The 11,551-nt window shown below is 71.5% G+C and carries 13 protein-coding genes; 12 read left to right on the forward strand and 1 reads right to left on the reverse strand.

Annotation, left to right across the window (positions count from 1 at the left end; genetic code table 11):
- The first annotated feature begins 32 nt into the window (after positions 1–32).
- The 6 genes from JOE59_RS17545 to JOE59_RS17570 all read left to right on the forward strand — a co-directional run bounded on the left by JOE59_RS17545 (position 33) and on the right by JOE59_RS17570 (position 3,850).
- Positions 33–692 (forward strand): DUF998 domain-containing protein, encoded by a 660-nt coding sequence (locus tag JOE59_RS17545; protein ID WP_204462802.1) that lies wholly within the window; start codon positions 33–35, stop codon positions 690–692.
- Between the two features lie 65 nt (positions 693–757).
- Positions 758–1,126 (forward strand): YciI family protein, encoded by a 369-nt coding sequence (locus tag JOE59_RS17550; RefSeq protein ID WP_204462804.1) that lies wholly within the window; start codon positions 758–760, stop codon positions 1,124–1,126.
- The gene (locus JOE59_RS17555) at positions 1,126–2,391 is read left to right on the forward strand and encodes an RNA polymerase sigma factor (RefSeq protein WP_204462806.1); all 1,266 of its coding nucleotides are present in this window, start codon (positions 1,126–1,128) and stop codon (positions 2,389–2,391) included. The genes JOE59_RS17550 and JOE59_RS17555 overlap by 1 nt, the downstream gene beginning before the upstream one ends.
- A complete protein-coding gene (locus JOE59_RS17560) occupies positions 2,384–2,725 on the forward strand; it encodes a chorismate mutase (RefSeq protein WP_204462808.1) in 342 nt (113 codons plus the stop codon). The genes JOE59_RS17555 and JOE59_RS17560 overlap by 8 nt, the downstream gene beginning before the upstream one ends.
- Positions 2,726–2,735: 10 nt before the next feature.
- Positions 2,736–3,659, forward strand: a complete 924-nt coding sequence (locus JOE59_RS17565) for an SDR family NAD(P)-dependent oxidoreductase (RefSeq protein WP_307837107.1) — start codon at positions 2,736–2,738, stop codon at positions 3,657–3,659.
- A complete protein-coding gene (locus tag JOE59_RS17570) occupies positions 3,656–3,850 on the forward strand; it encodes a hypothetical protein (RefSeq protein WP_179551361.1) in 195 nt (64 codons plus the stop codon). Before JOE59_RS17565 ends, JOE59_RS17570 begins: the two co-directional genes overlap by 4 nt.
- A 22-nt stretch (positions 3,851–3,872) precedes the next feature.
- Here JOE59_RS17570 and JOE59_RS17575 read toward each other — a convergent pair whose 3' ends face one another.
- Positions 3,873–4,418: an OsmC family protein gene (locus tag JOE59_RS17575; protein WP_204462810.1), complete on the reverse strand. Its 546-nt coding sequence runs from the start codon at positions 4,416–4,418 to the stop codon at positions 3,873–3,875.
- A 234-nt stretch (positions 4,419–4,652) separates the two neighbouring features.
- On the opposite strand from JOE59_RS17575, the gene JOE59_RS17580 reads away from it, so the two are divergent.
- From JOE59_RS17580 to JOE59_RS17605, 6 genes are read left to right on the forward strand one after another with little or no spacing between them, the layout of a single operon-like run.
- A complete protein-coding gene (locus JOE59_RS17580) occupies positions 4,653–5,579 on the forward strand; it encodes a phosphate/phosphite/phosphonate ABC transporter substrate-binding protein (RefSeq protein WP_204462812.1) in 927 nt (308 codons plus the stop codon).
- A gap of 56 nt (positions 5,580–5,635) precedes the next feature.
- Complete coding sequence (phnC, locus tag JOE59_RS17585; protein ID WP_204462815.1) at positions 5,636–6,505, forward strand: phosphonate ABC transporter ATP-binding protein; 870 nt, start codon at positions 5,636–5,638, stop codon at positions 6,503–6,505.
- Positions 6,502–8,295 (forward strand): phosphonate ABC transporter, permease protein PhnE, encoded by a 1,794-nt coding sequence (phnE, locus tag JOE59_RS17590; protein ID WP_204462817.1) that lies wholly within the window; start codon positions 6,502–6,504, stop codon positions 8,293–8,295. The genes phnC and phnE overlap by 4 nt, the downstream gene beginning before the upstream one ends.
- The gene (locus tag JOE59_RS17595; protein ID WP_307837108.1) at positions 8,292–9,488 is read left to right on the forward strand and encodes a TIGR03364 family FAD-dependent oxidoreductase; all 1,197 of its coding nucleotides are present in this window, start codon (positions 8,292–8,294) and stop codon (positions 9,486–9,488) included. The genes phnE and JOE59_RS17595 overlap by 4 nt, the downstream gene beginning before the upstream one ends.
- A complete protein-coding gene (locus JOE59_RS17600) occupies positions 9,485–10,336 on the forward strand; it encodes a phosphonatase-like hydrolase (RefSeq protein WP_204462825.1) in 852 nt (283 codons plus the stop codon). The genes JOE59_RS17595 and JOE59_RS17600 overlap by 4 nt, the downstream gene beginning before the upstream one ends.
- Positions 10,337–10,340: 4 nt before the next feature.
- Positions 10,341–11,504 (forward strand): alcohol dehydrogenase catalytic domain-containing protein, encoded by a 1,164-nt coding sequence (locus JOE59_RS17605; RefSeq protein ID WP_204462827.1) that lies wholly within the window; start codon positions 10,341–10,343, stop codon positions 11,502–11,504.
- The last annotated feature ends 47 nt before the right edge of the window (positions 11,505–11,551 follow it).

Below are 11,551 nucleotides of genomic sequence, written 5' to 3' on the forward strand. Positions count from 1 at the left end.
AGGAACGATTCCGAACACACCGGGAGGACACCATGACCGCACACCTCGATCACCAGGCACGCACCGAGTCGCCGACCGCTGCTCGCCGCGAGTCCACTCGCCGCCTCGCCGTGGCCGCCGCGCTCGCCGGTCCGCTCTTCTACGCCTCGGCGATCATCCAGATGCTCACGCGCCCCGGCTTCGACCTCCGGCAGCACCCCATCAGCCAGCTCTCCACCGGGTCGCTCGGGTGGATCCAGATCGCGACGTTCGTGCTCACGGGCCTCGGCGTGATCGCCCTCGCGGTCGTGCATCGCCGGGTCGTCATCGAGGGGCTGGGCCGGCGTGCCGCGCCGCTCTTCATCGGCATCTTCGGCGCCGGGTTCATCGCGGCGGGGTGCTTCACGATGGATCCGCAGCTCGGCTTCCCGCTCGGAGCGCCGCAGGGAATCGTGCCGATGTCGTGGCACTCGGTCGTGCACTCGGCGGCCGCCGCGATCGCGTTCACCGCCCTGGCGGTCGCCTGCATCGTGCTGCTCGTTCGCGACATCCGTCGCCGCGCCGTCTGGCCCGCCATCGGCAATGGCGTGACCGCACTGGTGATGCTGCTGCCCGTCACCCCCGAGAGTGCGAGCGTGCAGGTCGCGCTCACCGGCGTCGTCGCCTTCACATGGACGACGGTGGTCGCGTTGAGACTCCGACGTGCCGCGTGACCCCTCGATCCCCATCATCGATTCGAATAGCGTGGCGTCGACCGCGCCGTCTGGAAGGACACATCATGAAGTTCCTCGTGCTGAGCTACACCCCGGCCGCGAGCTGGGATGCGGCGACCGCCGATGCCCCGACCGAGGAGGCGCTCGCCGCGTTCGCGATCTACCAGGAGTTCGAGGCCGAACTGCGGGCGACCGGCGAGTTCGTCACGAGCGAGGGCCTCGGGCATCCCGCCGTCACCACCACGGTGCGGAAGACCGAGTCTGGCGTCGTCGCCACGGACGGGCCGTTCGCCGAGCTGAAGGAGGTGCTCGCGAGCTTCGCCGTCATCGACGTCGCGAGCCTCGAACGCGCGCGGGACATCGTCAGCCGAATGGTCGAGATGCTCGGCGAGCCGATGGAGATCCGCCCGATCATGGGCGACGACTTCGCCTGATGACACGCGACCGGGAGGTCGAGCACCTGCTGCGCTCCGAGGCGCCGCAGGTGCTCGGCGCGATCGTGCGACGATTCGGCCGCTTCGACGTGGCCGAGGACGCCGTGCAGGAGGCGCTCATCGCCGCGAGCCGGCAGTGGCCGGCCGAGGGCGTTCCCGACGAACCCCGGAGCTGGCTCATCCGCGTCGCCTACCGCAGGATGATCGACCTGCTCCGCTCCGAGCAGGCTGCGCATCGCCGCGAAGAGGCGGCCGCGGCATCCGACCCCTCGCTCGTCGACCCGACCGCGCCGGGGCCCGCGGTCGTCGATCACGACGACAGCCTGCATCTCCTCGTGCTGTGCTGTCACCCGGCGCTCAGCGCGGCCTCGCAGATCGCGTTGACGCTGCGCGCCGTCGGCGGCCTCACGACGGCGGAGGTCGCACACGCCTACGGCGTCTCCGAAGCGACCATGGCCGTGCGTATCAGCCGGGCGAAGCAGCAGCTGAAGCGGGCGGGGGCGCGGTTCGAGTTGCCGCCCGACGGCGACCGCCGTGCTCGCATCGAGGCGGTCATGCGGGTGCTCTACCTCATCTTCAACGAGGGCTACACCGTCAGCTCCGGCGACGAGCTCGGCCGCCGCGACCTGACCGAGGAGGCGATCCGCCTGGCCCGGATGCTGCAGCGGATGCTGCCGGGAGAACCCGAGCCCGAGGGGCTCACGGCGCTGATGCTGCTCACCGAGGCCAGACGAGCGGCGCGGACGGGTGCGTCTGGCGAGCTCGTGCCCTTGGCCGAGCAGGATCGCGGGCGATGGGACGGGGACATGCTCGCCGAGGGGAAGGCGCTCATCGAGCGCGCGTGGCGCCGCCGCAGCATCGGCACCTATCAGCTGCAGGCCGCGATCGCCGCCGTGCACGTCGAGGCCGCCTCGGACGACGCGACCGACTGGCCGCAGATCGCCGCGCTCTACCTCGGGCTCGAACAGCTCGAACCCACGGCCCCGGTGCGCCTCTCTCGGGTCGTCGCCGTCGCGCACGCCTACGGCCCGCAACGCGGCCTCGCCCTGCTCGACGATCTCGACCGGGATCACGGGCTCTCGGAGGATCCGCTTGTGAGCGGACGGGTGCGTGCGGTTCGCGCCCACCTCCTGGGGCGCGCGGGCGACCACGAGCTCGCCGGGGAGGAGTTCCGGGCGGCCGCGGCGATGACCGGCAACCTCATCGAGCAGCACTACCTGGAGGACCGGGCGGTTCGGATGGAAGTACGCTCGAAGCATGAGTGACGGGGCCTTCGACGAACGTGATGCTGCCATGAGCGAGCTGCTCGGCATCCGATCCAGCATCGACAACATCGACGCGGCACTCATCCACCTGCTCGCCGAACGCTTCAAGTTCACCCAGCAGGTCGGCCGGCTGAAGGCCACGCACGGTCTGCCGCCGAGCGACCCCGACCGCGAACGGCGCCAGATCGCCCGGCTCCGGAACCTCGCGATCGACGCGCACCTCGACCCGGCGTTCGCCGAGAAGTGGTTCAACTTCGTCGTCGCCGAGGTGATCCAGCACCACGAAGAGCTCGCCAACGGCGCGGCGGCTTCGGACACCGCCGACGAGCTGTGAGCCCCGGGCTGTGAGCTGGTACCCGGCGGCGATGCCGTCGCAGGCGGGCAAACGGTACCTCGTGACCGGCGCGAATGCCGGGCTCGGCTTCTTCACGGCGGCGCGGCTCGCGGGCGCGGGCGCGCACGTCGTGCTCGCCGGGCGCAGCCCTGAACGGCTCGAGGCGGCGATGGCCGCGATCCGCGGCGCGCGCCCCGAGGCATCCGTCGAACCGCTCGTCATCGACATCGCCTCGCTCGCCTCGGTGCGCGCCGGCGCCGCTCGCCTGCTGCACCGCCCGTCGTTCGACGGCGTGGTGGCCAACGCGGGCATGGTGCACACACCGGCCACCCGGCTCGAGTCGCCCGACGGCAACGAGCTCGTGCTCGCGACGAACGTGCTCGGTCACTTCGCACTGCTCGCGCAGGTGCTGGGGCACCTCGCACCGGGCGCGCGCATCGTCACGCTCGGCTCGCTGTCGAGCCGGCTCTCGACGTTCCGCATCGACGACCTGCAGCAGCTCGAGCGCGGCTACGACTCCTGGCGCGCCTACGCGCAGTCGAAGATCGCGACGCAGGTCTTCGCCTTCGAGCTCGACCGGCGGCTTCGAGCAGCGGATGCACCTGTCGCGAGCATCGTCGCCCACCCCGGCTATTCGACCGGCGGCAGAACGCCGCGCGTGCCGGGGGTGAACGAGCCGTCGACCGCGAAGCGGTTCCGCGACGCGTTGCAGGCGGCGTGGGCGCAGGGCAAGCATCGCGGCGCCGAGGTGCCGCTGCACGCACTCACCGCGCCCGGCGTCGAGGGTGGCCAGTTCTGGGGGCCACGCTGGACGACGAAGGGCCCGCCCGCCCTGCAGACCCCCACGCGCACGTCGACGGATGCCGCGATCGGCGCCCGCTTCTGGGCCTTCGCCGAAGACGCCACCGGCACGACGTTCACCGTCGGCGCATGAGCGAGCCCGCCGAGCAGCCTCGGTTCTTCGCCCGGCCGAAGGTGCGCCGCATCCTGTCGCGCATCGTGGTCGCCGTCGGCATCGTGCTGGCCGTGATCGGCGTCGTCTCGGGCCGCTACGGGTGGCTCTTCGCCGGCATCATCGTCGTCGGCCTCGGCGCCGCGATGGGGCCGGGACGCATCCGCCGTTGAGGCGAGCGCGCTTCGCGAACGCTCAGCCGAGCACCACGGTCGTCGGCACCGGATTGGCGAAGAGGTCGAGCACCGGGCAGTGCGCGTCGACGGTCTCGCGGAGCGTCTCGTAGCGTTCGGCGCTCTCGGGGCCGTGGAGCTTCACGGTGAGCCGTACCTGGTTGAAGCCGGCCCGCACCGACTCGTCGATGCCGAACAGCCGGCGCGCGTCGAGGTCGCCCTCGGCCGTGATCTCGATGTCGTCGAGCTGGATGCCGAGTGCGCCGGCGTACAGCCGGTAGACCACGATCTGACAGGAGATGAGCGCGCCGAGGGCGTATTCCACCGGACTCGCGGCGACGTCGTCGCCGGCGAGCGCGGCGGGTTCGTCGACCTCGAAGCGGTGGCGGCCGGCCGTGATCGCGCTCGCGACGGCACCGGTGCCCCGGCCCGTGACGGTGTAGGTGAGGTTGGCGGCATCGGGGTTGCGCTCGATGCGGTCGGCCCAGGCTGCGCCGGCTGCGGCGAGTCGCTCCGCGCGCTCGGCGGGCGGGAAGGCGGTCGTGGTGGTGTCGTCGAGGAGGGTCATGCCCGCACGATATGGGGCGATGGAGGTCGGCTGCTCGCGCCCGCGTCACCGGGCGCAACGCATCGTCACACGACGAGCAGTCGGGCGCGGCCGATGCCGTCCCGAGAACGCCGCGCGCGGTTCACCTTCCGGTAACCACGCCGCCGCCCGGTGTTGGCGGCAGCTGCCTACGTTGAGCCATCGGAACACACAGCATGCGCCTGCACCGGGCGCAGCGGTCACGAAAGGTTTCCGATGAAGCTCAACACCAAGGCCTGGCCCGCGATCGCCGCAGCGGCCCTGCTCACCGTCGGCCTCGCCGCCTGTTCGTCGCCCTCCACGGCCGACGACGCCGTAGCGGATGCCTCGGGCGGCACGTTCGCCGTCGACGAGAACACGCTCGTCTTCGGCGTCGTTCCCGACTCGGTCGACACCGAGACGAACTACCAGCCGCTCATGGACTACATCGCGGCGGAGACCGGCAAGACGGTCGAGTACCACGAGTCCACCGACTACGCCGCGCTCATCGAGGCCGCCGTCGCCGGCAAGATCGACGTCGCCTCCTTCTCGGGCTTCACTTATGTGACGGCCACGAACAACGGCGCCGCGCTCACCCCGATCTCCTCGATCATCACCGAAGAGGGCCAGGAGCCCGGCTACTTCTCGCAGGCGATCGTGCCCAAGGGCAGCGCCATCACCGACCTCGCCGGCTTCAAGGGCAAGAAGGTCTGCTTCGTCGACCCGTCGTCGACCTCGGGCTACCTGTTCCCGAGCTACAACCTGCTGAACGAGGGCATCGACCCCGAGACCGACGTCACCCCGGTGTTCGCGGGCAAGCACGACGTCTCGGTCACCAAGACCGGTGAGGGCGTCGAGTGCGAGGCCGGCTTCGCCGAGGACAGCGAGGTCGCCAAGAGCGACAAGGTCGAGATCGTCGCGGAGACCATGGTCCCCGGCGCTCCGATCGTGCTCTCGAACACGCTTCCCGAAGAGCTGCAGACCCAGCTGACCGACATCCTCGGCGAGGTCACGATCGACGAGATCATCGCCGCCGGCATCGACAGCGCCGACAGCGATGCGTTCCGCAGCGTCTTCTTCGCCACCTCGCCGGTGGACGACGCGTACTACGACACCATCCGCGACATCTGCGAGCAGACCAACGCGGAGCAGTGCCAGGGCTGACGCCTCGGCACTGACCACGGTCGAAGAAGCACGGAACAGGGAACACGGAGCACCGCATGAGCACCCCAGTCGGCATCGAGGATCGAGTCGTCATCGACGTCACCGGACTCACGAAGGAGTTCGGCCGCACCGTGGCGCTGCAGGGGGCGTCGCTCACGGTCGCGCGGGGGGAGATCGTGGTGCTCCTCGGGCTCTCGGGATCGGGCAAGTCGACGCTGCTGCGTCATCTCGACGGGCTCGAGAGCCCGACCTCCGGTTCCGTGCGCGTGCTCGGCCAGGAGGTGCCGCGCCTTTCGGGGCGGCGCCTCCGGGCCCTGCGCAGCCGCATGGGCTTCGTCTTCCAGCAGTTCGACCTCGTGCCCTCGCTCACCGTGCTCGAGAACGTGCTGACCGGCGCGCTCTCCGAGCTCCGCGGGCCGCGCATCGGCCTCTGGAGCTACCCGCGGCGACTGAAGCTCACCGCGCTCGGCCATCTCGACCGGGTGGGCCTGCTCGACCGGGCCTACCAGCGCGCCGACACCCTCTCGGGCGGCCAGCAGCAGCGCGTCGCCATCGCACGCGCCCTCATGCAGGGCCCCGAGATCCTCCTCGCCGACGAGCCCGTCGCCTCACTCGACCCCGAGTCGAGCGAGCAGGTCATGTCGCTCATCCGCGAGATCGCGATGGACGAGGGACTCACCGTCGTCTGCAGCCTGCACCAGGTCGACCTCGCGCTCTCGTGGGGCGACCGCATCGTCGGCCTCCGCCACGGCGAGGTCGTGCTCGACACCCCCGCCGAGGGGCTCTCCAAGGCCCAGGTCATGGAGATCTACGGCCGGGTCGCCACGTCGACCACCGAGCTCGAGGCGATCGAGATCGAGCTCACGGATGCCGCGGTCGACGCCGCTGCCGAGACCCGCCTCGCCGACGGCGCGCTGCGCTCATGAGCCTCGCCACCGCGACGCCGCCGACCCCGTCGGCACCGCCGCCCTCGCCTTCGATCGCCGAACGGGCGCCCCGCCGCCGCGTCTCACCGGAGCGCATCGCGGCGATCCTGACGCTCGGCGCGATCGTCGTGGCATCCGTCATCGCCCTCGCCGACTCGGGCATCTCGATCCCGAGCATGATCGACAGCTGGGGCAACGCCGAGCGGTTCTTCGCCCGCGTCGGCCCCATCACCTTCCCCGAGCCGGGGGAGCTCCTCTACCTGACCGCGCTCACGATCGGGCTCGTGCTCTGCGGCACGCTGCTCGCCGCGGTCATCTCGGTGCCCGTCGCCTACCTCGCCGCGTCGAACACGACGCCGGGCCGGGGCTGGCAGGCGTTCGGCCGCTTCGTCACGGTGCTGACCCGTGCGATCCCCGACGTCGTGCTCGCGATGGTCTTCGTGCTCATGTTCTCGCTCGGTTCGCTGCCGGGCATCCTGGCGATCGGCATCCATTCGATCGGCATGATCGCCAAGCTCTTCGCCGACGCCATCGAGCAGATCGACGAGGGCCCGCGCCGCGCCATCCGCGCCGCCGGTGGTTCGAAGCTGCAGGAGTTCACGAGCGGCATCCTGCCGCAGGTGCTCCCGTCGTGGGTCGCGACCGTGCTGCACCGCAACGACATCAACCTGCGCGGTTCGGTCGTGCTCGGCTACGTCGGCGTCGTCGGCCTCGGCATGGAGATGTCGTTCGCATTCAAGTCGCTGAACTACTCCGAGGGCCTCGGTATCGCGCTCGTGATGTTCGCGCTCTGCGTCGTGATGGAGATCGTCTCGAGCGTCGTGCGGCAGGCCATGCTCGGCGGCACGCCGACGGGGCGCGGCCTCGGCGACCGGGTCGTGCGCTTCGCCGGTCGAGTAGGCGCGCAGCGCCGTATCGAGACCTCGTCGGCGGGTCTCGACACGCCTCTTTCGTCGGCTACTCGACCGGCGGGATCGTCGGCTCCTCGCCCGGCGGAGCTCGAGGCGGCGCTCCGCCGCCCGTGGGACGCCGTGCGGATCCGCAACACCGTCTGGGGCTGGGTCGCGCTCGCCGTCGTCGTCGGCAGCGTGCTCGTCTGCAACATCCAGTGGGGCGACCTCGTCACGTTCTGGGCGAAGGTCCCCGCGATCGCCGTGCAGTTCTGGCCGCCCAGCTTCGGCAACTACGACGCCGCCACCATGTTCGGCGCGATGGCGCAGACCATCGGCATCGCGCTCGCCGCGACCCTGCTCGCCTTCGTCGTCTCGGTGTTCGTCGGTTCGCTCGCCGCCCGCAACGTCGCCCCGAACGGCACCGTGCGCACCTCGATGCGGCTCCTGCTCGTGGTCATCCGCGGCATCCCCGAGGTGATCCTCGCGATCGTGCTCATCGTCATCACCGGCCTCGGCAGCCAGGCGGGCACGCTCGCCCTCGCGTTCGGAGGCATCGGCCTGCTCGGCAAGCTCATCGCCGACTCGTTCGAAGAGGTGAAGTCGGGGCCCGAGCGCGCGCTTCACGCCACCGGCGCGAGCCGCGGCCAGGTCTACGCGTCGGCGACGCTGCCGCAGGGCACGCGGGCGCTCATCGGCCACAGCTTCTACCTGCTCGACACCAACATCCGTGCGGCGACGATCCTCGGCATCGTGGGCGGCGGCGGCATCGGCTACTACCTGCTGAACGCCGGCCAGGGCTCGAACTACGCGGTCGTGACCGCGATCGTGCTCATGATCCTCGTCACCGTGCTCATCGTCGAGGGCATCGCGATGTGGATGCGGCGGGTGTTCCGGTGAGCGCCGTGGCAGGCGCGGCGGGCTTCGACGTCGCCGTCGTCGGTTCGGGGATCGTCGGCCTGGGGGCCGCACTCGCCGCGCATCGTCGCGGGCAGCGGGTGGTGGTGATCGAGCGGGGAAGCGAGCCGTCCGGGGCATCCGTGCGCAACTTCGGTCACCTGTGCTTCACCCCGCAGGCCGGGCTCGCCCGCGAGTTCGCGCTCACCTCTCGTGAACTGTGGCTCGGGCTCGCCCTCGATGCCGGCGTGTGGCTGCGCGAGTCGGGCACCCTCGTGGCCGCTCGCCGCGACGACGAGTTCGCCGTGCTCCGCGATCTTGCGGGCACGCGCGGCGACGAGGTCGAGCTGCTCACGGCGGTCGAGGCCGAAGCGCGGATGCCGCTCGCCCCGGGCACGGCCATCGGCGGCGCGTTCCTCCCGCGCGACCTGCAGGCGAACCCCCGTCAGGCCGTCGCCGCACTCGCCGCGCACCTCGAACGGGAGGGCGTGGAGTTCCGCCGTCGCACCACGGTCGGCGCCGTGCGCCCCGGCCGGGTCGAGACGAGCCGCGGCCCGATCGACGTCGGCCGAGTCGTCGTGGCGGTGAACCACGACATCGACCTGCTCTACCCCGAGGTCGCCGAACGCCACGGCATCGTGCGGTGCTCGCTCGACATGATGCGGGTCTCCGCCGAACTGCGGATGCCGCTGGCCGCGCCGCTCCTCACCGGGTGGTCGCTCGTGCGCTACGGCGCCTTCTCGGCGACGCCGGCGGCCGCGGCGCTCCGCGCGCGGCTGCACGCCGAGCGGCCCGACCTCGCAGCGCTCGACCTGAACCAGATGTACACGCGGCTTCCCGACGGCACCCTCATCGTGGGCGACACCCACTCCCGGGGCGCCACCGTCGCTCCCTTCCAGCCCGAGTTCGCCTTCGAGTCGATGCTCGACGAGACCCGCCTGCTCTTCGGCATCGACGAGCTGCGCGTCGTCGAACGGTGGCAGGGCGTCTACGCGAGCGGGCCCGACGACTTCCTCATCGAGGAGGTCGAACCCGGCGTGCACCTCGCAAGCGCGACCACCGGCATCGGCATGACGACGGGCCTCGGGCTGTCGGAGCACGTCGTCGCCGGGTTCTCCGGCGACGTCACGATCACCGCCGACGAGCCGGGCTTCGCCTCGGCACCCACGATCACCCTGCAGAAAGGCGCATCATGACCGCGAACACCTCCGTCGACCTCTCCGACGATCAACTCGCCGAGCGCGACGAGCTGGCCGAACTCGCCGAGAACGGTGCGGATGACGCACGTGCGCTCGCCGCCGAGGAGCTCGAGGAACAGGTCGAAGAGTTCGAGGACGACGACTTCGACGACGACGAGGAGTCCGGTGACATCGAGCTGATCGTGCTCGACATGGCCGGCACCACCGTCGCCGACGACGGAGTCGTCGAGCGGGCGTTCGCCCTGGCCGCCGAGCGCAGCGGCATCGCCACCGGGGATGCCTTCGACGCCGCGCTGCAGTACGTGCGCGACACGATGGGCCAGTCGAAGATCGAGGTGTTCCGCGTGCTCGCCGATGGCGACGAAGACGCCGCGCAACGGGGCAACGCCGCCTTCGAGGGCGCGTACGCCGAGCTCGTCGCGAGCGAGGGCGTCGCCGAGATCGCGGGTGCGGCCGGCGTCATCAGGGAGCTGCGGGGTGCCGGGGCATCTGTCGTGCTCACGACCGGGTTCTCGCCCGAGACGCGCACCGCGATCATCGACGCGCTCGGCTGGCACGACCTGGCCGACCTGCTGCTGTCGCCGGCCGATGCCGGTCGCGGTCGCCCGCACCCCGACATGCCGCTCACCGCGCTGCTGCGCACGGGGGCGAGCGCGGTCGACGCGATGGTCGTCGTCGGCGACACCGTGAGCGACATCGCATCGGGCGTCAACGCGGGCGCCGGGTTCGTGGTCGGCGTCCTGAGCGGCGCCCACGACCGCGACGCCCTCGAGGCGGCCGGCGCCGACGCCGTCATCGAGTCCATCGTCGAGCTGCCCGCGCTGCTCGGCCTCCGCGGCGAGTAGCGCCATGTCGATGCACACCGTCGTGCGGGTCGGCGACCTCGACGTCATCGTCAAGCCCTCACCGGTCGCCATGGTCTGGTACGAACCCGGGCGCCCGCACGAGGCGCTCGCGGCGCCAGGCGTGCGGCTCGCGCCGGGGGAGGCGCTCGTCGAGGTCGAACTCGCGACCGTCTGCGGTTCCGACGTGCACACCGTCAGCGGCCACCGCTCGGCCCCCGCGCCGCTCGTGCTCGGGCACGAGCAGGTCGGCCGCGTCGTCGCCGTCGGCGACGGCGCCGTGCGGGCCGACGGGTCGCCGCTCGAACTCGGCGACCGCGTCGTCTGGTCGGTCACCGTCAGCTGCGGCGACTGCGACCGATGCCGCAGGGGGCTCACGCAGAAGTGCCGCACGCTCGCGAAGTACGGGCACGAGCGCGTGCACCGCGGCTGGGAGCTGTCTGGCGGGTTCGCCACGCACGTGCAGCTGCGCGAGGGCACCGCGACCGTGCGCGTCAGCGAGTCGCTGCCGGCGGCCATCGCGGCGCCCGCCTCGTGCGCGACGGCGACCGCGGTCGCCGCCCTCGACGCCGCCGAGGCGAAGGTCGAGCTCGACGGCGCCCTCGTGCTCGTCACCGGGGCCGGCATGATCGGACTCTCCGTCGCCGCGATGGCCGTCGAGGCCGGCGCCGAGGTCGTCGTCGCCGATCCGGATGCCTCGCGGCGGGCGTTCGCCCGACGGCTCGGCGTCGTCACGGCCGACCCGCTCGCGCGGGGCGCCGCACCCGAACGACTCGACACCGTGCTCGCCGGCTTCGCCGAGCGGGGCCTGCCGGAGGTGCTCGTCGCGATCGAGGCATCCGGAAGCGCTGCGGCGGTGCGCACCGTGCTCGACGTCGTCGGAGTCGGCGGTGTCGCCGTGCTCGTCGGCAGCGTCTCACCGGGTTCCGAGGTCACACTCGACCCCGAGACGATCGTGCGCCGACTCGCCACCGTGACCGGCGTGCACAACTACACGGCGGGTCAGCTCGAGCGTGCGGTCGGGTTCCTCGAGCGGTCGTGGCAGTCGCTGCCGTTCGACGAACTCGTGGGTGTGACACATCCGCTCGCCGAACTCGACCTCGCGCTCGAGGAGGCCGCGACCGGCCTGCACGTGCGCGTCGGGGTCGCGCCGGGACGTCGGCCCATCTGATCCGGAAATCTGGAGACCTGAGGAGCAGGGAGACGTAGGCTGATCGA

This window comes from Agromyces cerinus (assembly GCF_016907835.1).
GTDB classification, from domain to species: domain Bacteria; phylum Actinomycetota; class Actinomycetes; order Actinomycetales; family Microbacteriaceae; genus Agromyces; species Agromyces nitratus.

Coding starts and splice junctions, on each gene's coding strand:
- JOE59_RS17545 (WP_204462802.1), top strand. CDS start 33: ATGACCGCACACCTCGATCACCAGGCACGCACCGAGTCGCCGACCGCT.
- JOE59_RS17570 (WP_179551361.1), top strand. CDS start 3,656: ATGAGCGAGCCCGCCGAGCAGCCTCGGTTCTTCGCCCGGCCGAAGGTG.
- phnE (WP_204462817.1), top strand. CDS start 6,502: ATGAGCCTCGCCACCGCGACGCCGCCGACCCCGTCGGCACCGCCGCCC.
- JOE59_RS17575 (WP_204462810.1), bottom strand. CDS start 4,418: ATGACCCTCCTCGACGACACCACCACGACCGCCTTCCCGCCCGCCGAG.
- JOE59_RS17580 (WP_204462812.1), top strand. CDS start 4,653: ATGAAGCTCAACACCAAGGCCTGGCCCGCGATCGCCGCAGCGGCCCTG.
- JOE59_RS17555 (WP_204462806.1), top strand. CDS start 1,126: ATGACACGCGACCGGGAGGTCGAGCACCTGCTGCGCTCCGAGGCGCCG.
- JOE59_RS17605 (WP_204462827.1), top strand. CDS start 10,341: ATGTCGATGCACACCGTCGTGCGGGTCGGCGACCTCGACGTCATCGTC.
- phnC (WP_204462815.1), top strand. CDS start 5,636: ATGAGCACCCCAGTCGGCATCGAGGATCGAGTCGTCATCGACGTCACC.
- JOE59_RS17560 (WP_204462808.1), top strand. CDS start 2,384: ATGAGTGACGGGGCCTTCGACGAACGTGATGCTGCCATGAGCGAGCTG.
- JOE59_RS17550 (WP_204462804.1), top strand. CDS start 758: ATGAAGTTCCTCGTGCTGAGCTACACCCCGGCCGCGAGCTGGGATGCG.
- JOE59_RS17600 (WP_204462825.1), top strand. CDS start 9,485: ATGACCGCGAACACCTCCGTCGACCTCTCCGACGATCAACTCGCCGAG.